The sequence below is a fragment of the Staphylococcus sp. GW823-FHT05F06 genome (assembly GCF_058795495.1).
Map to the genome: position 1 here is coordinate 46,798 of NZ_JBXAHW010000012.1, position 21,613 is coordinate 68,410.

At 32.3% G+C, this 21,613-nt stretch carries 20 protein-coding genes; 4 read left to right on the forward strand and 16 right to left on the reverse strand.

What is annotated here, in order from left to right:
- Positions 1-257 precede the first annotated feature (257 nt).
- The 3 genes from AC1Q7N_RS08770 to fdaB all read right to left on the reverse strand — a co-directional run bounded on the left by AC1Q7N_RS08770 (position 258) and on the right by fdaB (position 4,594).
- Positions 258-1,685 (reverse strand): aldehyde dehydrogenase family protein, encoded by a 1,428-nt coding sequence (locus tag AC1Q7N_RS08770; RefSeq protein ID WP_001832742.1) that lies wholly within the window; start codon positions 1,683-1,685, stop codon positions 258-260.
- Positions 1,686-2,112: 427 nt separating this feature from the next.
- Positions 2,113-3,372, reverse strand: a complete 1,260-nt coding sequence (murA, locus tag AC1Q7N_RS08775; protein ID WP_001829922.1) for a UDP-N-acetylglucosamine 1-carboxyvinyltransferase — start codon at positions 3,370-3,372, stop codon at positions 2,113-2,115.
- Between the two features lie 361 nt (positions 3,373-3,733).
- Positions 3,734-4,594, reverse strand: a complete 861-nt coding sequence (fdaB, locus tag AC1Q7N_RS08780) for a class IIb fructose-bisphosphate aldolase FdaB (RefSeq protein ID WP_001829938.1) — start codon at positions 4,592-4,594, stop codon at positions 3,734-3,736.
- A gap of 219 nt (positions 4,595-4,813) precedes the next feature.
- Between fdaB and AC1Q7N_RS08785 the strand changes: the two genes are divergently transcribed.
- Complete coding sequence (locus AC1Q7N_RS08785; protein WP_001829945.1) at positions 4,814-5,335, forward strand: DUF2529 domain-containing protein; 522 nt, start codon at positions 4,814-4,816, stop codon at positions 5,333-5,335.
- A gap of 226 nt (positions 5,336-5,561) precedes the next feature.
- Here AC1Q7N_RS08785 and pyrG read toward each other — a convergent pair whose 3' ends face one another.
- From pyrG to AC1Q7N_RS08800, 3 genes are all read right to left on the reverse strand, one after another.
- A complete protein-coding gene (gene pyrG / locus AC1Q7N_RS08790) occupies positions 5,562-7,169 on the reverse strand; it encodes a CTP synthase (protein ID WP_001829895.1) in 1,608 nt (535 codons plus the stop codon).
- Positions 7,170-7,505: 336 nt separating this feature from the next.
- Positions 7,506-8,042: a DNA-directed RNA polymerase subunit delta gene (gene rpoE / locus AC1Q7N_RS08795; RefSeq protein WP_001829934.1), complete on the reverse strand. Its 537-nt coding sequence runs from the start codon at positions 8,040-8,042 to the stop codon at positions 7,506-7,508.
- Between the two features lie 110 nt (positions 8,043-8,152).
- The gene (locus tag AC1Q7N_RS08800; protein WP_001829899.1) at positions 8,153-9,013 is read right to left on the reverse strand and encodes a GNAT family N-acetyltransferase; all 861 of its coding nucleotides are present in this window, start codon (positions 9,011-9,013) and stop codon (positions 8,153-8,155) included.
- 302 nt (positions 9,014-9,315) lie between these two features.
- Between AC1Q7N_RS08800 and coaW the strand changes: the two genes are divergently transcribed.
- Positions 9,316-10,113 carry a type II pantothenate kinase gene (gene coaW, locus AC1Q7N_RS08805; protein WP_002440556.1) on the forward strand — a complete coding sequence of 266 codons (798 nt, stop codon included), beginning with the start codon at positions 9,316-9,318 and terminating at the stop codon, positions 10,111-10,113.
- A 221-nt stretch (positions 10,114-10,334) separates the two neighbouring features.
- On the opposite strand, the gene AC1Q7N_RS08810 is transcribed toward coaW, so the two are convergent.
- The 3 genes from AC1Q7N_RS08810 to AC1Q7N_RS08820 all read right to left on the reverse strand — a co-directional run bounded on the left by AC1Q7N_RS08810 (position 10,335) and on the right by AC1Q7N_RS08820 (position 13,548).
- The gene (locus AC1Q7N_RS08810) at positions 10,335-11,000 is read right to left on the reverse strand and encodes a DUF2750 domain-containing protein (RefSeq protein WP_001829955.1); all 666 of its coding nucleotides are present in this window, start codon (positions 10,998-11,000) and stop codon (positions 10,335-10,337) included.
- 173 nt (positions 11,001-11,173) lie between these two features.
- On the reverse strand, positions 11,174-12,364 hold the full coding sequence (ldmS, locus tag AC1Q7N_RS08815) for an L-aspartate--L-methionine ligase LdmS (RefSeq protein ID WP_002440553.1): 1,191 nt from the start codon (positions 12,362-12,364) through the stop codon (positions 11,174-11,176).
- Positions 12,364-13,548 (reverse strand): M20 family metallopeptidase, encoded by a 1,185-nt coding sequence (locus tag AC1Q7N_RS08820; RefSeq protein WP_002440552.1) that lies wholly within the window; start codon positions 13,546-13,548, stop codon positions 12,364-12,366. Before AC1Q7N_RS08820 ends, ldmS begins: the two co-directional genes overlap by 1 nt.
- A gap of 227 nt (positions 13,549-13,775) precedes the next feature.
- On the opposite strand from AC1Q7N_RS08820, the gene AC1Q7N_RS08825 reads away from it, so the two are divergent.
- Entirely contained in the window at positions 13,776-14,246 is a 471-nt protein-coding gene (locus AC1Q7N_RS08825) for an S-ribosylhomocysteine lyase (RefSeq protein WP_001829929.1), read from the forward strand.
- Positions 14,247-14,396: 150 nt separating this feature from the next.
- Here the strand turns inward: AC1Q7N_RS08825 and AC1Q7N_RS08830 are convergent, their stop codons facing one another.
- From AC1Q7N_RS08830 to deoC, 4 genes are read right to left on the reverse strand one after another with little or no spacing between them, the layout of a single operon-like run.
- Complete coding sequence (locus AC1Q7N_RS08830) at positions 14,397-14,747, reverse strand: DoxX family protein (RefSeq protein WP_001829969.1); 351 nt, start codon at positions 14,745-14,747, stop codon at positions 14,397-14,399.
- Positions 14,744-15,934 carry a phosphopentomutase gene (deoB, locus tag AC1Q7N_RS08835; RefSeq protein ID WP_032605192.1) on the reverse strand — a complete coding sequence of 397 codons (1,191 nt, stop codon included), beginning with the start codon at positions 15,932-15,934 and terminating at the stop codon, positions 14,744-14,746. The genes AC1Q7N_RS08830 and deoB overlap by 4 nt, the downstream gene beginning before the upstream one ends.
- 12 nt (positions 15,935-15,946) lie before the next feature.
- Positions 15,947-17,248: a pyrimidine-nucleoside phosphorylase gene (locus AC1Q7N_RS08840; protein WP_002487880.1), complete on the reverse strand. Its 1,302-nt coding sequence runs from the start codon at positions 17,246-17,248 to the stop codon at positions 15,947-15,949.
- 32 nt (positions 17,249-17,280) lie between these two features.
- Positions 17,281-17,943 carry a deoxyribose-phosphate aldolase gene (deoC, locus tag AC1Q7N_RS08845; RefSeq protein WP_002458726.1) on the reverse strand — a complete coding sequence of 221 codons (663 nt, stop codon included), beginning with the start codon at positions 17,941-17,943 and terminating at the stop codon, positions 17,281-17,283.
- Positions 17,944-18,150: 207 nt separating this feature from the next.
- Between deoC and deoD the strand changes: the two genes are divergently transcribed.
- A complete protein-coding gene (gene deoD, locus AC1Q7N_RS08850; RefSeq protein ID WP_001829961.1) occupies positions 18,151-18,861 on the forward strand; it encodes a purine-nucleoside phosphorylase in 711 nt (236 codons plus the stop codon).
- Between the two features lie 127 nt (positions 18,862-18,988).
- On the opposite strand, the gene AC1Q7N_RS08855 is transcribed toward deoD, so the two are convergent.
- From AC1Q7N_RS08855 to AC1Q7N_RS08865, 3 genes are all read right to left on the reverse strand, one after another.
- The gene (locus AC1Q7N_RS08855; RefSeq protein ID WP_001829900.1) at positions 18,989-19,435 is read right to left on the reverse strand and encodes a Dps family protein; all 447 of its coding nucleotides are present in this window, start codon (positions 19,433-19,435) and stop codon (positions 18,989-18,991) included.
- A 187-nt stretch (positions 19,436-19,622) separates the two neighbouring features.
- Positions 19,623-20,033, reverse strand: a complete 411-nt coding sequence (locus AC1Q7N_RS08860) for a thiol-disulfide oxidoreductase DCC family protein (RefSeq protein WP_001829885.1) — start codon at positions 20,031-20,033, stop codon at positions 19,623-19,625.
- Between the two features lie 180 nt (positions 20,034-20,213).
- Positions 20,214-21,590, reverse strand: coding sequence for an EVE domain-containing protein (locus AC1Q7N_RS08865; RefSeq protein ID WP_002470683.1), 1,377 nt, complete (start codon positions 21,588-21,590; stop codon positions 20,214-20,216).
- Positions 21,591-21,613: the final 23 nt, after the last annotated feature.

The following is a 21,613-nucleotide window of genomic DNA, read 5'->3' on the forward strand; positions in this document are numbered from 1 at the left end:
ATAATAAACGTATAGTTAGCTTAACCAAATAATAGATTCTTATCTCGATATTTATGTGACTGACAATAATAAAAAGTCACATTATAGCTATATTTATACGTTTGTATATTTCTCAACCTTCTAATTACTAGACTAACTATAGCAAATTTTCATTTTAATTACAAAATGATTTTAGGAATTTTAACATAAAAAACAAAACACAGAACAAAATTAGTTCCGTGCTTTGTTTAATTGCAACATTTAATTTAATTTACTAATTATTTAAAATATCCAGCTATTGATTTTACTTCTAAGAATTCTTCGATACCATAATCGCCCCATTCACGACCTAAGCCAGATTCTTTATAACCACCGAATGGTAAGTCTGGTTTTCTACCAGCTTCATTAATTTCAATTGTACCAGCTTCGATTGAACGAGCAACATGTCTCAATGTATCTTTATCTTTACCAATAACATAGCCAGCAAGACCATATTTAGTATCATTAGCAATTTCAATAGCTTCGTCAAGATTATTATAAGTGATTACAGACATGACAGGTCCGAAAATTTCTTCTTGTGCAATCGTCATGTGATTATCTACATTAATAAATATAGTTGGACGCGCAAAATATCCTTTATCTAATCCTTCTGGTTTACCTGGACCACCGTAGAATAACTCTGCTCCTTCATTGATACCTTTATCAATGTAATCCTGAACTTGATCAAATTGTTTTTTACTAATAATAGGACCTACTTGAGTTCCTTCTTCTCTTGGTTGACCTACTTTAACTTTACTAAATGCTTCTTTAACTGCTGTTAAGTAGTCTTCTTTAATACTTTCAGGAATAAGTACACGTGTTCCTGCAGTACAAACTTGACCTGTATTGTTAACTACTTTTTTCGTTGTTGCATTAGCAGCTTCTTCAACATCAACGTCATCTAATACGATATAAGGTGATTTCCCACCCAATTCAAGAGACACTTTTTTGAAGTCTTTTGCAGCTTTTTCCATAATTTTTGAACCTGTAGGACCAGAACCTGTAAATGACATCATTCTTACTTTTGGATGTTCACTTAAAGGATTTCCTACTCCAGATCCATCACCATTGACTAAGTTAAACACACCTTTAGGTACGCCTACTTTATCAAAAATTTCTGCTAAAATAATTGCAGCAAATGGTGTTTCTTCAGATGGTTTTAAAACAACAGGGCTACCAGCAGCAAACGCAGCAGCTAATTTAAGTGAAGTTTGGTTTGTAGGGAAATTCCAAGGTGTAACAAGTCCAGCAACTCCAATTGCTTCTTTAACAACCAAATCATCGCCACGTTGTTCTTCAAATTGGAAGCTATCTAAAGCATCTCTTGCAGCTGTAAAATGATTCAATCCCATTTGATAATGAACGTTCTCGGAAACTGATAAAGGCGCTCCTAGTTCATCAGTAATTGCTTCAATTAAATCATTTTTTCTATTTTGATATTCTTTTACGATTTTATCTAAAAGTTCTCTTCTTTCTTCAACAGAACTATGTCTAAATTCTAAATATACTTTATCTGCAGCATCTACAGCTTTATTAACATCTTCTTCGTTACCTTTAGCAATTTTACCCATTACTTCTTCAGTTGCAGGGTTAATAACATCAATAGTTTCACCGCTTGCACTATCAACCCATTCACCGTTTATATATTGTTTAGTGAAATTTCTCATCTTATTATATTCACTCCTTAGAAAAGATATATACATATACTATCCTATTTTTACAGGTAATAAACATAACTTGCTCACAGGTCGATTTAAATAAATGCTATTTTCTAAAATGCACTTAATATAATTTGAGATATCAAATTATATTTTTCAAATTTGATTTTGAACCAAAAAGAGCCTGAGACATTAATGTCCCAGACTCTCTTAACTTATAGGTAAGTCAATCACTAAATTAAAATTGCGCTTAAATCGGTCTTTTTGTACTCTATTCCAACATCCTAAATTCGATTGATTCATAAGATTATTTTTCAGACATTACAAGTTTAGGGTTTGTTGTAAAGAAACAACGTATTTAACATGAATTCTGATACACTCACTATTTCATATCACTCAAATATAAATGTTGTTAATTTAAAAATTGTGTTAAGAATTATACCGTTTCCGTCCAAATATCAGCACCAAGTGCTTTAAGATGTTCAACGATGTTAGTATATCCTCTATAAATATGTTTTACATTAAATATTGTCGTCACACCTTCAGCTATTAAACCTGCAGTAATTAAGCAAGCGCCTGCGCGTAAATCACTTGCATATACTTCAGCTCCATTAAGTGTCGAAGGTTTAATCACAGCTGTTCCCTCATCCGATTTAATATTAGCACCCATACGCTGTAATTCTTCTACATGTTTAAAACGCGCTGGATAAATAGTATCAGTCACAAACGAAGGTCCTTCTGTCATGAATAATAATGGTGTAATAGGTTGTTGTAAATCAGTTGCAAAACCTGGATAAACAAGCGTTTTTATATCTACATTTTTATACGGTGTTTGTTTACGAATGATTATTTTTTCATCTTCAATTTCAATATCTACACCTAACTCTTGCAACTTAACAGTTAAAGCTTCAACATGTTTAGGAACAATATTATGTAAAATGACCTCCTCACCCATTGCTGCGGCCATACACATATAAGAACCAGCTTCAATTCTGTCCGGAATAATTTGATACTCTGAACCTTTTAGTTCCTCAACACCATTGATTTTTATTGATGTTGTACCTGCTCCTCTAATATCAGCACCCATACTCATTAAAAAGTTTGCAACATCTACGACTTCAGGTTCTTTGGCTGCATTATCAATAACAGTTTGACCTTTGGCATGGACTGCCGCAAGCATAATATTAATCGTCGCTCCAACACTTACCATATCTAAAAATATATGAGCGCCTCTAAGTTCTTTTGCTACTAATTTCATGGATGTATTGCTAGATTCGTCAATTTCTGCTCCTAATGCTTTGAATCCCTTAATATGTTGATCAATAGGTCTTGGCCCGAGTGGACATCCACCTGGCAATCCAATTACACATTTTTTAAAACGACCAAGCATTGCGCCCATCATATAATAAGAAGCACGTAAAGACTCAACTTTATTATTAGGTAGAGGTGCATTCTCTATTTGTGTAGTATCCACTTCTAATTGTTTACCATTTAATCTTGCTTCAATATTTAAATCTTCTAACAAACTTACTAGAGTTTCGACATCAGAGATTTGAGGAAGGCCTTCCAACTTTACTTGTCCTTGAGCTAATAAAGTTGCGGGGATAATAGCAACTGCACTATTTTTTGCTCCACTAATTTCTACTTCTCCTTTTAGTGCTTGTCCACCTCTAATTTTTATTACCTCTTGAGCCATATCACTTTTCTCCTTTGTTTCCTTCTTTTTAAAATATCACATTATTAGCATTATAAGATAATTTTACTTTATTTGTAAAATACTTATTTTTACAATAAATAAATACAATTTATTTATAGCATCATTTTGTTTTTTTATAAAGATTGCTAATTACGACTAAGAATACGTCAATGAACTAATACCACTTATCTTTTCAATTAATCATTTATTTTGTTAATTATTCGTTTGTAAGCTATTTTATTATATAAAACCTTCCCGAAATTGAATATTGTAACCATAAAATGTAAATTTCTGTCATTATTATAGCATAAAAAGAGGCCACTGAACTTATGTTCAATGACCAATAGCAAAGATATTTAAATTATTTAGCGCGATTAGAAGTACCGAATTCTCTAATTTTACCTTTAACTGTCTCTTTAATTGCTTCACGTGCTGGTCCTAAATATTTACGTGGATCATACACATCTTTGTCGTTGTTTAATACTTCACGAACTGCTTTAGCAGACGCAATTTGATTTTCAGTATTCACGTTAATTTTAGCAGTACCATAAGGAATAGCTTTTTGAATATCTTTAGTTGGAATACCTGTACCACCGTGTAATACTAAAGGTAATCCAGTTGAAGCACCAATTTCTTCCATCTCTTTAAATCCTAATTTAGGTTCACCTTTATATGGTCCATGTACAGAACCTAATGCTGGAGCTAAAGTATCAATTCCAGTTTTTTCTACTAATTCTTGACATTCTTTAGGGTCTGCATAGATAACGCCATCAGCAACTACGTCGTCTTCTTGTCCACCAACTGTACCTAATTCAGCTTCTACAGAAACGCCTCTATCATGAGCATACTCAACTACTTTAGAAGTGATTTCAACATTTTCTTCAAAAGGACTATGAGATGCATCAATCATTACAGATGTGAATCCAGCATCAATTGCTTCTTTACATTTTTCAAAGCTTGAACCGTGGTCTAAATGAATTGCTACTGGGATTGTGATGTTTAAGTCATGCATTAAACCTTCTACCATTTTCACAACTGTATAAAAACCACTCATATAACGAGCTGCCCCTTCAGAAACACCTAGAATAACTGGCGCATTCTCTTCTTGGGACGCTTCTAAAATAGCTTGTGTAAATTCGAGGTTGTTAAGATTGTATTGACCAACCGCATAACCGTTTTCTTTCGCATCGATTAACATTTCTTTCATTGAAACTAAAGGCATGAAAGTTCCTCCTTGAGTGCAACAGTGCACGTTTTTTTCAACGTCATTATATCAAAAATATATACTGATTGCATTCGAATATTTTATTTAATATTGATATTTTTTATAATTAGTTGTTTTTACGTTTTTGGAAGCGAATACATTTCAAAAAATGTTCACATATTGCATATCTATCTAGGATTATTTACAATATTTCAGTAAAGAGATTGGAGGTTTACAATGTCAAAAATCTTAAACACACAATTAACTGGTATTTTTAATCGGCTTGAAAAACAAGAGTTGGATATTCAAATGGCAGCTCAATGTCTCATTCAAGCAATTGGTGGAGAAGGACATGTCTATATCAAAGGCTACGATGATTTAAAATTCTATGAGTCATTCATATTACAAAGCCATGAAAAATTAGCGTCTAGCTTACCACTTGAAGATTTACAAAATTTTAACGATATAGATACAACAGATAGGGTACTGTTATTTTCACCATACTACACTTCGGAAGTTGAAAGTGATGTACTTCAACTTATTGATTTAGATGTCGATTTAGTGCTTATTTGTAATAACCCTAAACGAGATGATTTTCCTAATCATTTAATTCATTATGTTAATTTATCAACACCTAGGCCCATTGTTTACACAGAAGATTATGATAAAATCATTCAACCACATCCGATGGCCTTAAATTATATTTATTATGATATTTATACTCAAATGATTGAAATGACTAGAGACCTAGATTTATAGAATATGTGTGAAGTCGTTCAATTATTTTCTATAAAATAATTTCATCCGTGTGATTAACTGATGAAGCAACAACGTATAATAATTATAACCAAAACATCTAATCTATAATGATAAATAAAGTACACTGTTAAAGTTTTAACAGGCAATTAAAAATGGTCATTTCCTTCTTGCTTTTAAGGAAATGACCATTTTTATTTATTTTTATATTGTTTGCGTATCAAAACAATTATTTTTGTTGGTAATTCAACGCCGCTTCTACAAATGATTTAAATATAGGCTGTGGACGATTAGGTCTTGATAAGAATTCAGGATGGAATTGACATGCAATAAAGAAATCATTTTTAGGTATTTCAATAATTTCTACTAAACGACCATCTGGACTTGTACCTGAAAATACCATACCGTTACTTTCTAATTGTTCCCTAAACTCGTTATTGAATTCATATCTATGACGATGACGTTCTTCAATATCGTTTTTATTATAAATTTTTTCTGCCAATGTACCTTCTTTAATGTGGCAAGGATAAAGACCAAGTCTTAAGGTTCCACCTAAATCTTCAATATCCTTTTGTTCTGGTAATAAATCTATAATTGGATATGGTGTACTTGGATCTAATTCTGCTGAATGCGCACCTTCATAGCCTAAAACATGACGCGCAAATTCAACAGTTGCCAATTGCATTCCTAGACAAATGCCAAAGAATGGTATGTTATTCTCACGGGCATAACGAATAGCTGCAATTTTACCTTCACTTGCTCTGAATCCAAATCCACCAGGAACTAAAATACCATCAACGTCGGATAAATAAGCCTCAACATTATCATCATTGACCTCACTTGAATCAATCCATTTTACCACAACGTCTTTTTTAAATGGATAACCAGCATGCTTAAGTGATTCAACAACTGATAGATAAGCATCTTGTAAGCTTACATATTTACCAACTAAACCGATTGTAATTTTACCATCTAAATTATTAACGGTATTTAATAGATGTTTCCACTCATCCAGTTGCGTTTCATACTTGGCATTTAATTGTAAACGTTGAATAACAATGTCGTCCATATTTTGCTTACTAAGTTGTAACGGAATTTCATAAAGAGAATCTGCATCTCTACATTCTATAACACTTTCCTTTTTGATATCACAAAATAGGGCGATTTTGTCTTTCAAATCTTGTGTCATTTCGTATTCTGTACGTACTACTATTAAATCAGGTTGAATACCTAGACCTCGTAATTCTTTAACACTGTGCTGTGTAGGTTTTGTTTTCATTTCCCCAGCAGCTTTAATATATGGTAGCAAAGTACAATGTACATACATTACATTTTCACGACCTAAGTCGCTTCTAATTTGACGAATGGCTTCCAAGAAAGGTAAAGACTCTATATCACCTGTTGTTCCACCAATTTCAGTAATTACAACATCCGCATTAGTACTCTCACCAGCTAATAGCAATCTTTCTTTAATTTCGTTTGTAATATGGGGAATAACTTGTACAGTACCACCCAAGTAATCACCACGGCGTTCTTTTTTCAACACATGTGAATATACTTTTCCGGCAGTAACATTTGAATATTTATTTAAATTAATATCTATAAAACGTTCATAATGTCCTAAGTCTAAATCAGTCTCAGCACCATCGTCTGTAACGAACACTTCACCATGTTGATACGGACTCATTGTGCCTGGGTCTACATTTAAATATGGATCGAATTTTTGTATTGTAACTTTAAGTCCTCTATCTTTAAGTAATCTTCCTAGAGAAGCGGCTGTTATTCCTTTTCCTAATGATGACACAACCCCGCCTGTTACAAAAATAAACTTTGTCATTGTCTGACCTCCTGTAAAATTTAGTAAACTATTTAATGATTGATAAAATCTATTAAAAACTGTGAGTAACCTATGTATTTAACAATAATAATGAAATAAATTTGGTATATTACTCAACAATTTGATTCACTTTTACATTTCATTATGAATATTAAAAATAAAAAAATCGCTCCCTCTCACAGCAATTGTAAGGGGAGCGTATCTATTTAATACACGTGTCCTAATTAAAGGAGCCCAAATAAAATACTACCACCTTTTAAATAAAAATAAAAGTCCCACTTTAATGTTTCTGTTATAAAGCGAGACATATTTTTAAATTAAAATATAGTTACTTGATTAATCATTAAAGTCTTCGGCGTCTTCAAAGGCTTCTTCTTCACCTTCAGCAATATCTTCGTCTTCGTCTTCATCAATAACGATATCTGCATCATTCATTTCAACATCATCTTCATCATTATCTGACTCGTCTAATGTTTCTTGATCATCTGTTTGAGCAGGAATATCGTCATCTTCATCAGCGTCGTCATCACCTAATAATTTAAGGTTTTGATCTTCTTCATCTTCGTCATCTAGAATATCGAATTTTTGAATTGTTGGTGCGATTTTTTCCTCAATATCATCTACAGAGTACCAATCACGTAGACCCCAAAGATTTTCTCCTACATTTAAAAAACGACCATCAGTGTTTAAATCGGTATAGAATTGTACGATTCGATTTTCAATATCTTCATACTCATATCCGCCTAAAGATTTAAATTCATCAATAATATCATATAAATTCATCGTTGTTTGTTTATCATTTAATAAAGTATAGGCCATATCGATGAATGATTTCTCATCAACCATTTCTTTTGTGTAATCTTGAATTTTCATATAAAAATACTTCCTTTCAAAGGATTTTCTTTAAATTAACGTCAAATAATCATTTATTAATAGTAACAAAAATAAATTATAAATGACAAGTTGTGATTTAGCAATCACTGTTAATAATTAATATATTTTTCAAAACGTGTATAATCCTCAGTTTCCTCTATTGCTACAAAATTACTATTCAAGCACAATGGTTTTAATTCATTACGTTCGCCATATAAAGTAATTGATAAAACTTCAATGTCTTCAAACTGTTTACGTATATACGTTGGTAATTGGCGTAAAGCACTTTCTGCAATTCCCTCATTCCTATTTTTCTTATTAACTTCGATTGCAGAAATATTCATTTTATTATCATTTTGTTCTAGTGCAATAAAGCCTACCTTCACATCATCTTTAAGCAAATTAATCACGTGAATATCATCATTATATGTGACTTCCCCCTCTTTTAGCCTTAAAGAAGATACATGTTTTGAATCTAAATCTAAATAATAAAGTCTTTCTTTCCCAATAGGTCCTTCTTCTTTTGTAGCTGTATGCATAAAACCTGCACGTTCATAAACGTTCCAAGCACTTTGGTTTTCAGCGTCTACTACTAAGTATAAATGTGTAAAATCAGGAAATAATGCTTGAACATACTCTGGTAAAAACATCATCATTTTTGTCCCATATCCATGGCCTTGAAACTTTTCATTAACTGACAATGAACGTACATAAACAACATTGTTTGGTGTATCATAACCTTCATGTTGATAATAACGATGCAAAACGAAGAACCCCACTACTTTTCCTTCTTTATTTAAAGCTACATTAGCAATTCGATTTTCATCTTTTAATGCATCATCTAAAACAGTTTGAGGCAATGAAGAATATATTTGTTGTCGTTCACTTAATTCAAATTGGTTAAGTGCATCTCTATATTTTTCTTCAAATACTTGAACTGTAATATCATCAAAATCCTTTTTTATAAACATTGCTTTACCCCTATCTATTAATTACCACTTATATTATATATGAATTGCATAATTATGACTATCCGACTAGTTATGTATAACATTTTCCCTTGCTCAACATCATTTTACCCTAATTCAACTCATTACAACCTCATTTTATCAATATCTATGTCATCACTATAATGACTACCCTATGTTTATTATTAACTGTATTATTAACATAAGTGTACCTTAATAAGAGCTTTCTATAAATATTCACTTGTTTTTCAGTTATTTTACTATACTATAATGAGTGACAATAATTGTTATGGAGTGATAGACATATGAAGATTGGAATTGATGCCGGAGGGACTTTAATTAAAATTGTACAAGAGCATGACAATCGTAGATATTACAGAACTGAATTAACAACTAATATCCAAAAAGTCATAGATTGGCTTAACAATGAAGAAATCGAAACATTAAAGCTTACAGGTGGAAATGCTGGAGTAATAGCAGATCAAATTCATCATTCCCCTGAAATATTTGTAGAGTTCGATGCATCATCAAAAGGTTTAGAAATTTTATTGGATGAACAAGGTCATCAAATTGAACATTACATTTTTGCTAATGTAGGTACAGGTACTTCTTTCCACTATTTTGATGGAAAAGACCAGCAACGTGTTGGAGGTGTAGGTACCGGAGGCGGGATGATACAAGGTTTAGGCTATTTATTGTCCAATATAACAGATTATAAAGAATTAACGAATTTAGCTCAAAATGGAGATCGTGATGCCATTGATTTAAAAGTAAAACATATTTATAAAGATACTGAACCACCAATTCCTGGAGATTTAACAGCAGCAAATTTTGGAAATGTATTACATCACTTAGATAATCAGTTTACATCAGCTAACAAACTTGCCTCTGCAATTGGCGTCGTTGGTGAAGTTATAACAACTATGGCTATTACTTTAGCACGTGAATATAAGACTAATCACGTTGTATATATCGGTTCATCATTTAATAACAATCAATTACTACGTGAAGTTGTTGAAAATTACACTGTTCTAAGAGGATTTAAACCGTACTATATTGAGAATGGTGCTTTTTCAGGCGCTTTAGGAGCACTTTACCTCTAATAGGAAAATGACTGGAAGCAAATTGGTATGGATTGTTACTTCCCTTACCATCTAACTTACTTTATACGTTGAATTTTCTCAGTTTTTAGCTTCAAACATCTTTTTAATATCAAATTTATAATGTTCGTTTATAAAAAAAGCACCCCAAAAGTTAAATTAAAATCTAACTTATGGGGTGTAAATACTATAAACATGTCGCAGACTTTTTCTAATATAATCAATTAAAATGTTGCTTCATTTGACAGTTTTTGCGCTGATACAACAGTACCAACAACACCTGATTTCAAATCAATCGCCACTGCTTTATTATCATCGCGTAACTTGTCTAACCATTCACTAAAGACTTCACCTTCAATTTCGATTAAATCACATTCTTCAAAATCTTGATCACGTACTTTACGCGCTCTACTCTTAATACTCCAAACAGGCATGATGTGTGGTTTGTTATGGTCATCATCTGAAATCATAATAAAATTCTTTTCACCTTTGTTTGTCAATCCGTATACTTCGTCATATTTTGCGACATCTTTAATAAACTCTCTCATTCTTATATCATCTAATTCAGACATCAACTCATCAGTCATTTTAACTATATCTACAATGTTTCCTTCTTCACCATTATTCACATTAACTAAAACTTTGTCACCTGGATCAAAGATTTCATCCATTTCATATGTTACAAAACGGTCAATATCTGCTCTAATGATTTTGTCGTAATCAATTGAATGATGTAACAAATAAGACTCAGCAACATTTTCGTCTGTCCACATAGCAATATATGGCAAATTCTCATGTTGTATTCTAATTAATTTTTTATTTTTTGAAGCAAAATAAATATATTCATTAATCAAAATATCTTTAAAAAATGCTTCATATTTGTATGACATACTTAACCCTCAATTCATAAGTTATTCATAGTGTTTCTTACTTTAAATCTTAAAATACTAACGATTGATAGTCAATAATGTTAAAATTCAAATCTTATTTGTAAACTGGGACATGATTGATTATTCTAACTTTTTTATCAAACACTACTTAATATTCTTAAAGAATCATACACTTATAATCCAGCTTCCAATATAAATTGTTGTTCATATTGATTAATTAATTCTTTATTTTCCCCATGCCAAATGCAGCCAAATCTAGAATTAACTTGATTCTTTCCATACCAATCTCCATCGTAATAGGAAAGTGGATAAAGTACACCTAATTCTACGTATTTTAAAATAGCATTATAGAATTTTGTATTATCTCCATTAGAAAAGTAACTGTAAAATTTATGATATCCATGAGTTAAATCTTTTGCTAAAAGTAGCATACTCGTTGATCCGTTTTGCCTAAAGTTTAAATCAATCGCATAAACGTCATTATTATCATCTACTAGTAAGTCAAAACCTGCTACACCAAAAAAACCTTTGCTTACGCCTATTTCCATAATCTCTCTACCAGCGTCTATTACATTCTGAGGCACATCATTAACATTTTCATTTCCGTTGTAAAATCCATAGTCATTAGTTAACTGTTGCGCTGTTCCTAAGTATTTGATACCAATATCATCTGAATAAGCAAATTGTACACAATAGTTATTCACTGCATTAATTTTTTGCTCAATGATTAAATGTTCAGTCTCTGCTGATGCATTGTTGATGCGTGTGATAGCTTTATCTAAATCTGTATCATTATAACAAATCATAACACCATATCCTCCTGCTGTAGGTAAATCATCGCCTGGTTTTATGACAAATGGATACGACCATGCTTGAATACGAGATTCAAAATCTTTAATTGAGACAATTTCTCTTTGTGGTAGATATTTGTTATTAGTCCATTCTGGAATTCGTGCTTTATTATTAAGAGCAACAAAAACATCTTTATCAAGTGCATAATATTCTTTAGGTAAAATATCTTCATTATGAATATATTGAAAGTAGATTTTTTTACCTTGATGAAGAGCTAAATTCCTTATCAAGCTTTCATATGTTTCTTGATCTTTAAATTTATAAGTATGTGGTGGAATTTCCCTACCCACTATATTAAAAAGTTGTTCTAATTTGTTTGTAACACTTGCCTCATGAACAATGACAGGAAAACGATTAGCTATAAGTAATTCTCTTCCAGTTAAGAAATTTGATTGGTGTTCATCTGGTTTCAACCATGGGTTCGACACATATGAAGGTCGAGATGTGTAAACAATGTCATCATTATACAAATCACTAAGTGTGAGAAACGGACCATTTACTTTATTATTCATTACTTAACATGCCCCTTTATATGCGTATGCTCTTCAATTATTTCGTCTAACAACGGTTTATTTTCGATTAATTCTAGTCCCATTAATGCTAAAATTTTTGCACCTCGAATGAGTGCCTGATCACCTTGTAAACTTGCAGCCGCTTCTCTAAAGCGGTGGGTATGTCCTACAAGATTTCGAGAACCAATTTTAATATGTGGATGTATAGTTGGTACAACATGACTTACATTACCTGTATCTGTAGATCCATAACCAAAATCATCATCAATCACTTCTTCTCCTAATTCAGTTGCATATTTTTCAAATAAATCATCAAGTTTAGGCGCTTTGATAAATTCGTTTACACCATTCTGGATAGGACCAAATTCAAAATCACACCCAGTTTGAATCGCAGCACCTCTTGCAATTTGGTTTACTTTTTCAGTTAAAACATCAAGTTCTTTCCGTGAAGTAGCTCGAGTATAAAATCTCGCATGTGTAAAATCAGGTATAATATTAGCCGCTTTACCACCGTCTAAAATAACCCCGTGAACTCGTTGTCCTTTTTTAATGTGTTGCCTTAACTGTGCTATACCATTAAAATATGAAATCATTGCATCTAAAGCGTTTAATGCTTCATCTGCATTTTCAGATGCATGCGCACTACGTCCATAGAATTTAATATCTAGAACATCCACAGCTAAAGTATTAATTGTACGATAGGTTTCATTTCCAGGATGAATCATCAATGCTACATCAATTTCATCAATGACACCTGCTTTAACATAAGAAGCTTTTGCGGAGCCATTTTCCCCACCTTCTTCAGCAGGACATCCCAAAACGACTACTTTACCACCAATTTCATCGACGACTTCTTTTAGTGCTACTGCAGCAAGTACGCTAGCAGTACCAATAATATTATGCCCGCATGCGTGACCAAGACCAGGTAAAGCATCATATTCAGCTAGAAATCCTATAACCGGTCCAGTCATATCAGAATCATACGTTGCTATAAATCCTGTTGCATGTCCTGCAATATCCGTTTCGATTTCGAATCGATTTGCTCTTAATTGGTCAATTAATGTTCTCGATGCAAAAATTTCTTCATTGCCTAATTCAGGGCGTTCATGAATACGATGACTTATTTCTACATAATCATATTTATTATTTTCTATAAAATCTAATATCTTTTGTTTATTATGCATTGTATCTAACTCCCTTTGAAACTTTGCGTATCAATCATTCTTTTTTAATTATTACTTATTTTATCGGATTTAATACTGGTTGTCATTAATTTTTACACAATTTTCTTACAATTTAAAAGACAACAGTCTATTAGTTTAGAAAAATTGTAAATGTATTAGAGTATTGTTACAATCTATTTATTGAATTAAACAAAAAATTGCTGTAGAGCAATAAGGAGGATAAATGCATGACTAAAATGAATGTAGAAAGCTTTAATTTAGACCATACTAAGGTTGTTGCACCTTTTATTCGTCTAGCCGGGACTATGGAAGGTCTTAATGGTGATGTCATACACAAATATGACATTCGTTTCAAACAGCCCAATAAGGAACATATGGATATGCCTGGTCTACATTCCTTAGAGCATTTAATGGCAGAAAACATTAGAAATCATACTGATAAAGTAGTAGATTTAAGTCCTATGGGTTGTCAAACTGGATTCTATGTTTCATTTATTAATCATGACGACTACGATGACGTATTAAATATTATCGATCAAACATTGCATGATGTGTTAAATGCTAGCGAAGTCCCAGCTTGTAATGAGGTTCAATGTGGTTGGGCTGCAAGTCATTCTTTAGAAGGTGCTAAAACAATTGCTCAAGCATTTTTAGATAAAAGAGAGCAATGGAATGACATCTACGGAGAAGGTAAATAATTAACAATACAACTAAGCATAAAAGCTTAATTAATATCATTATGGAGAAATGTCGAATGAATCTTCCCTTCGATGTTTCTCTTTTTTATAAAAAAGCCTTCTAAAATACTAACTAGTTAGCATTTTAGAAGGTCTTATTTTCTGTAAAAATTATAATTTTTTAATGGCTTTAATAAGCACAAATTGCAATGGTAATCTCGAATAAAGTGCCCATTTAGGTAGTTCTTTGTCACCTAATGGCAATCCTTTACGAGCCATATAAATATTTGCTGGGAACACTGCTAACAAGAATAAATTAATACCCTTTTTCAACCATGATGCTGGTCTTTTAATAAGCAACATGATACCAAAAAAGATTTCTATAACACCTGTTACCAATACAGCAGTTTTTTGTAAAGGTAAATAATCTGGAACAATATTTCTAAATTGTCTCTCTCTAGTAAAATGTAAAACACCAGCTGTTCCAAATGCTAGTCCTAATAAGAATCTTAAAACTTTCATTGATGCTCAACCCCCATTTCTTTTAAATAACTTTTTCCATATTTAGGTAATTCTACGTTGAAGTTATCTGCTATTGTAACACCGATAGAGCTAAATGTCGTGTCTTGTGAAAGTTCATGATAATCTTTAATTTTCGGACTAAACATTAAAAGTGGAATGTATTCACGTGTATGATCTGTACCTTTAGCAATTGGATCATTACCATGATCAGCTGTAATAATAACTAAATCATCTTCTCTTAAATGATTCATTAATTCAGGTAAACGAAGATCAAAATCTTTAATTGCTTGAGCATACCCTTCTTTATCACGACGATGGCCATACAATGCATCAAAATCAACTAAATTAAGGAAACTGATACCTTCAAAATCTTTTGTTACAACTTCAATCAATTGATCCATACCGTCCATATTATTTTTAGTACGTATAGCTTCTGTCACGCCTTCACCGTCATAAATATCGTTAATTTTACCAATCGCGATTACATCATAACCACTATCTTTAAGGCTATTCATCACTGTTCGTCCAAATGGTTTTAACGCGTAATCATGTCGATTAGAAGTTCTAGTGAAGTTACCAGGTTCACCAACATATGGTCGAGCAATGATTCTCCCTATTAAATATTTAGGATCTTTTGTTAGTTCACGAACTTTTTCACAAATCTCGTAAAGTTCTTCAAGTGGAATCACGTCTTCATGTGCAGCAATTTGTAAGACTGGATCAGCACTAGTATAAACTATTAAATCTCCAGTTTTCATTTGATGTTCGCCCCACTCGTCAATAATCTGAGTTCCTGAAGCAGGTCTATTTGCTACAACCTTTCGTCCAGTCATATCTTCAATCTCTTTAACAAGCTCTTCTGGGAAACCATTTGGATAAACCTTAAATGGTTGCATTATATTTAACCCCATAATTTCCCAATGTCCAGTCATTGTATCCTTACCTACTGAAGCTTCACTTAGTTTGGTATAAAATGCACCTGGATGTGTAACTTTTGAAACAACAGGAAGCGGTGCAATATTTCCTAATCCAAGTTGTTCTAGATGTGGTAACTTTTGCTTAAATCCTTCTAAAGTATGCTTTAAAGTGTGTGATCCTTCGTCATTGAATGCCGCTGCATCAGGACCTTCGCCTATACCTACTGAGTCCATAACTATTAGATGAATTCTTTTGAACGGTGTAGTCATCATTTACATCTCCTACTCGGTTATTATTTTATGAATTAAGGTTGGAGCTTCGCCCTTACTCTCAATAGTAATACTATTGTCTAGTTTATATAAAATATCATCGATCTCTTTGGTGTTGGTATGAATAGTTAAAATATTTTCACCTTTCTCAACATGTTCTCCTACTTTTTTATTTAACACGATACCTACACCTAAATCAATAACGTCTTCTTTTGTTTGACGACCAGCGCCTAACATCATTGAAGCAACGCCTATCTCATTAGCTATTATTTCAGTTATATAACCATCTTTTTTAGCTTTAAATTCAACTTGATATTTCGCGCTAGGTAACTTTTCAGGAGAATCCACAATAGAGTCATCTCCTCCTTGATTCGATAGAAATGTTTTGAATTTGTTTAAAGCTTTGCCTGTTTTTATAGCATCGATTAGCATCTGACGCGCTTCATCTAAAGATGTTGCTTGTTCAGCTAAGACAACCATTTGAGAACCAAGTGTTAACACAAGCTCTGTTAGGTCTTTCGGCCCATTTCCTTTTAATGTTGCGATAGCTTCTTTTAATTCGAGCGCATTACCAATTGCATTTCCTAAAGGTTGACTCATATCTGAAATAATAGCCATCGTATTACGACCTACATTATTACCAATTCTTACCATCGCATGCGCAAGTGCTTCGGCATCATCTAGCGTCTTCATAAACGCACCACTGCCAGTTTTGACATCTAGAACAATTGCATCTGCGCCAGCAGCAATTTTCTTACTCATTATGGACGAAGCGATGAGAGGAATAGAGTTAACTGTCCCTGTTACATCCCTCAATGCATATAATTTTTTATCAGCTGGTGTGAGATTGCCTGATTGGCCTATTACTGCTACTTGGTTATCATTTACAAGTTTTATAAAATCTTTTTCACTGATTTCAACATTAAATCCCTTAACTGATTCTAATTTATCTATCGTCCCCCCCGTATGTCCTAGACCACGACCACTCATCTTTGCAACTGGAACACCTACTGCCGCTACTAATGGGGCAAGAACGAGTGTCGTTGTATCACCGACGCCCCCTGTAGAATGCTTGTCTACCTTAATACCATTGATATCGCTTAAGTCGATCTTCTCTCCTGAGTTAACCATTGACATTGTCAATGCCGCTCTTTCTTCATCATTCATATCTTGAAAGAATATCGCCATAGCTAAACTTGAAGCTTGGTAATCTGGAACCTCCTCATGAGTGTATCCGTTTACAAAAAATTCTATTTCTTCTTTTGTTAATGACTTACCGTCTCGTTTCTTTTCTATGATGTCAATCATTCTCATTATTCATCATTCCTTTAGACATAAATTTAGTATTAGTAATCAGTATTTGATTCAAGTCCTTGAATAATTTGCACACCGGCACTAGCACCAATACGTGTAGCACCCGCTTCAATCATATTATTAAAATCTTCTAGATTTCTCACGCCGCCTGACGCTTTTACTTCTAAACGATCACCAACAGTATCTTTCATTAATTTTACATCTTCAACTGTTGCACCCCCACCAGCAAAACCTGTGGATGTTTTAACAAAATGTGCACCTGCCGCTTCAGATAATTGACATGCTTTAATCTTCTCTTTCTCAGTTAATAAAACAGTCTCAATAATTACCTTAACTGTTTTACCATTGGCTGCTTGAACGACGGCTTCGATATCATTTTGCACTTCATCAAAACGGCCATCCTTAAGTGCTCCAATATTTATCACCATATCAATCTCTTGGGCACCATTGTTAATCGCATCTTTTGTTTCATAAGATTTAACCGCTGTAGTTGTTGCACCTAGTGGAAATCCAATAACAGTACACACTAAAACGTCTGTTCCTTTAAGTTGTTCAGATGCATATTGTACATGTGTAGGGTTCACACATACAGACTTAAACTGATATGCTTTTGCTTCATTTATAATAGTATCTATTTGTTCCTTTGTTGAATCAGGTTTTAATAATGTATGGTCTATCAATTTTGCTTTATTCATCATTTTTCCTCCATGTTTTTTAGTTTATTACTATCTCCAAATAATAAATCTTCATATAACTTTAATATATCGTTAAAAAACAAAACATATTTACCTTCAATTATATAGTACAAAAATTCGCAAAAAAGATAAACAAATGTTATCTTAAAATGGTAATATAACGGTTATAATGATATTGCGAACTGACTATTAAGGAGAAGATATATTATGACAGAAAGTACACCTCACATTAACCCAAATGGAGTTAAAATAGCTAAAACTGTATTAATGCCAGGCGATCCATTACGTGCTCAATATATTGCTGAAAATTTTTTAGAAAATGTTGAACAATTCAATACAGTACGTAATATGTTTGGTTACACAGGAACTTATAAAGGCAAAGAAGTTTCTGTGATGGGCTCTGGGATGGGAATTCCAAGTATTGGTATTTATTCTTATGAACTTTACCATTTCTTTGATGTGGATACAATCATTCGCGTAGGTTCATGTGGCGCTCTTCAAGAAGATGTCAATTTATATGATGTGATTATTGCACAAGCCGCTTCCACAAACTCAAATTATGTTGATCAATTTAATATACCGGGTCACTTTGCGCCTATTGCTGATTTTAATCTAGTAGCTAAAGCTAAGAAAGCTGCTGATGAAATTGGTGCCATATCACATGTAGGTAACGTTTTGTCATCTGATACATTTTATAATGCTGATTCAACTTTTAATGATTCATGGAAAAAGATGGGTATCTTAGGTATCGAAATGGAATCTGCAGGTCTATATTTAAATGCCATCCATGCAAATAAAAAGGCTTTAGGTATTTTTACAGTAAGTGATCATATTCTAAGAGATGAAGCCACTAGTGCAGAAGAGAGACAAACATCATTTACTCAAATGATGGAAATAGCGCTCGAAATAGCTGAATAGAAAATATAAAAATAGAGTGGGATGACAAACACTAAATGCGTTTGTCGTCCCACTCTTTTCTAATAGCTAGCTACACTTAAAATATTTGAGATCGTCAATTTAAAATTAAAATGTAAGTTATTAAAAATTAATGACCTAAATAAGATTGTAACATCCAATTATGCTTATCAACTGAAGTTTGCATGCCGATAAACATATCTTCTGAAACGTCATCACTAGCACTTCCCGCCACTTCAATTGCTTGTTCTAATTGTTTAGAGATTTTAGAAAAATCTTTAGACAATTCTTCTACCATTTCTTCAGCTGAATAATGTTTTCCTGCTTCATTTACTATTGATTTATCTAAACACTCGGAAAGTGTTCCAATTGGATTACCACCTATTGCCAAAATTCTTTCTGCTAAATCATCAACATATTGACTAGCTTCATTGTATAATTCTTCGAATTTTGTGTGTAAAGAAAAGAAATTAGGACCTTTAACGTACCAATGGAAATTATGCAACTTTGTATAAGCTACCGTCCAGTTTGCGACTTGTTGATTTAATTCTTTGACTACATCTTGTTGTTGACTCATATCAAACACTCCTTCGAACCTCTTTTTTACAATGGTTATTATATTATAATAATTCTAATTTGTAAAGTAAAATAACACTAAGAGACAAAATAAATAATACTTTAATTTCTCAAAACATCTGCCTAAATGATCTTAATTTTGAGCTTGTTCATCTTCTTTTATTATCAATTAAATTATATTTTATCAATTAGGTTAGTTTGATTTTTTCATTATCATCAAGAAAAAATGATTTTTCATAATCAGTTGGCTTGTGCCAATGTGTTTTCCACATTTTATCTCGATTATTTGCAAATAATCGATATCCTAAATCTCTTAGTGGTTTAGGAATTAATCTTAATCCTATTCCAAGAAATTTAGAGTGATTAGGTAGTGACGATATCAATGTTGCAACAGCCTGTGATTCAAATTCTAAATGATTTCCTTTTTGAAGAATAACACTATTCTTATTTTGAGCATCAGGATAATTTTCAAAAAATTGTTTACCTATTTGACCTTTAATTGTTGCAAACTCATATTTATGTGAAAGTCCGTTTTGAATTAACCAAATTGCATAGTTATAACAATAAACACAATTTCCATCATAATAAATTATTGGCATGTGTATACACTCCTTTTTCATTGCTTAATTATTTATATTCCCATTTAGGTATAATAAATAAACCTTATTAAGTTAACATCATTCTAACTTAACAAGGTTTAAATCACTAGGAAATATATAGTTATAACCTACTCTATAAAATGAATCAGTTATGTGTTCTTCATACGACTGATAACACGATTAGTCATGATTCACTTTGACGATACGCGTATATTTTAAAAACTGTGACGAATATTTTTGCTTAATTTTTTCTATAGAGTCATATGTAATACCAACAATATGCCAATTAGGATTAAAATGATAAAAAGAATCTTTATTTTTTGACCACTTAATCATGCTTCCATCTTTATTATATCTCGGTAATGTCACTTCATAGCCTTCAAGTACATTAATATATGTTTGGAAAATATCTACATCGATGCGATTGAAGTTATCAATGACTAAATAACTTTTATCTTTCTTAGGCATTAGATGTGTGATGAATCCTTCACGATAATATAGCGCTCCTGACTCATTAGGTAAATATTTACCATAAAGCATATCTTCAGTAAAATCTGGATGTCCGCTAGTAATCACAGGGTTTGCATTTGTTTTTTGGAGTAATTCTTCAGCTGCCTTTAAGCCTTCTCCTTTTTGTTCAACAACTAATAATACAAAAGGTTTTAAACTATCATCTTCAGCATTTTGAGTTGATAGTTCTGCTTTTTTTACTGTTTCAAAAGGATGTTTAATACCATTATTCATACTCATGTCCAAAATGGCATCGTATTGAGCTTGTGACATACTTGCTATTGACTGTTTCGCATTTTCTTGTAAAAAGTACAGATTCTTCAATTTAGGATGTTTATTTAAATGACCTAATGAAATGGGCTTGATATCTTTCTCATAAAAAATTTCAATAGCTGTACTATTCGTTCGACCTGGTATAGGTGGTTTCTCATGTATATGCTTTGATACTTCGCCAATACCGATAACCGATTGGTTTTGATATTTATTATATATAATAATGTTATCACCCACCTCTAGTTGAGTGTAAAAATGATAACCATTCCTTTTGATTCCATTAAATGTATGAGTAAATATAGTATAGTTTTTACCAGGTTCAAACGCTTCTGTTTCTGCTAATAAAAAATATCGAGGAATTTTCGATTTTCCTTTACCTAAACTAACTATTAACTCAAATTCTGACTCTCTGATTTGGTTGAAAAGTGTTTCCCTCATGTTACTCATACGAAAATCGAGTGTTTCACTTCTTTTAAGATAATCCGTTGTAAGTGGTTTTAGCGTTTCTTTAAATTTAAATTCTACTCTTATTTTATTTTGAGCACCGGATTGCACACTTATAATTTCACCTATACCTAAAAGTCCAGAATCTGTTTGTACTTGATAGAAAATCACTTGATCTCCAGCTTTAGCTTTTTTAAATGCTCTATATCCTTGTGTAGGATTAAAATGTGCGCCAGATTCAAATAACGCTGTCTGTCCCACTAATGGTTCATTATGATTCCATCTATTGTAACCACAATTAAGCCAAAAATAGTTAATTTCCTCAGTCATTATAATGCTCCTTATCTTAAAAT

Coding starts and splice junctions, on each gene's coding strand:
- AC1Q7N_RS08860 (WP_001829885.1), bottom strand. CDS start 20,033: ATGCCAATAATTTATTATGATGGAAATTGTGTTTATTGTTATAACTAT.
- AC1Q7N_RS08820 (WP_002440552.1), bottom strand. CDS start 13,548: ATGCATAATAAACAAAAGATATTAGATTTTATAGAAAATAATAAATAT.
- ldmS (WP_002440553.1), bottom strand. CDS start 12,364: ATGAATAATAAAGTAAATGGTCCGTTTCTCACACTTAGTGATTTGTAT.
- AC1Q7N_RS08825 (WP_001829929.1), top strand. CDS start 13,776: ATGACTAAAATGAATGTAGAAAGCTTTAATTTAGACCATACTAAGGTT.
- AC1Q7N_RS08840 (WP_002487880.1), bottom strand. CDS start 17,248: ATGAGAATGATTGACATCATAGAAAAGAAACGAGACGGTAAGTCATTA.
- fdaB (WP_001829938.1), bottom strand. CDS start 4,594: ATGCCTTTAGTTTCAATGAAAGAAATGTTAATCGATGCGAAAGAAAAC.
- deoC (WP_002458726.1), bottom strand. CDS start 17,943: ATGAATAAAGCAAAATTGATAGACCATACATTATTAAAACCTGATTCA.
- pyrG (WP_001829895.1), bottom strand. CDS start 7,169: ATGACAAAGTTTATTTTTGTAACAGGCGGGGTTGTGTCATCATTAGGA.
- AC1Q7N_RS08800 (WP_001829899.1), bottom strand. CDS start 9,013: ATGTTTATAAAAAAGGATTTTGATGATATTACAGTTCAAGTATTTGAA.
- AC1Q7N_RS08865 (WP_002470683.1), bottom strand. CDS start 21,590: ATGACTGAGGAAATTAACTATTTTTGGCTTAATTGTGGTTACAATAGA.
- murA (WP_001829922.1), bottom strand. CDS start 3,372: ATGGCTCAAGAGGTAATAAAAATTAGAGGTGGACAAGCACTAAAAGGA.
- deoD (WP_001829961.1), top strand. CDS start 18,151: ATGACAGAAAGTACACCTCACATTAACCCAAATGGAGTTAAAATAGCT.
- AC1Q7N_RS08830 (WP_001829969.1), bottom strand. CDS start 14,747: ATGAAAGTTTTAAGATTCTTATTAGGACTAGCATTTGGAACAGCTGGT.
- coaW (WP_002440556.1), top strand. CDS start 9,316: ATGAAGATTGGAATTGATGCCGGAGGGACTTTAATTAAAATTGTACAA.
- AC1Q7N_RS08855 (WP_001829900.1), bottom strand. CDS start 19,435: ATGAGTCAACAACAAGATGTAGTCAAAGAATTAAATCAACAAGTCGCA.
- AC1Q7N_RS08770 (WP_001832742.1), bottom strand. CDS start 1,685: ATGAGAAATTTCACTAAACAATATATAAACGGTGAATGGGTTGATAGT.
- AC1Q7N_RS08785 (WP_001829945.1), top strand. CDS start 4,814: ATGTCAAAAATCTTAAACACACAATTAACTGGTATTTTTAATCGGCTT.
- rpoE (WP_001829934.1), bottom strand. CDS start 8,042: ATGAAAATTCAAGATTACACAAAAGAAATGGTTGATGAGAAATCATTC.
- AC1Q7N_RS08810 (WP_001829955.1), bottom strand. CDS start 11,000: ATGTCATACAAATATGAAGCATTTTTTAAAGATATTTTGATTAATGAA.
- deoB (WP_032605192.1), bottom strand. CDS start 15,934: ATGACTACACCGTTCAAAAGAATTCATCTAATAGTTATGGACTCAGTA.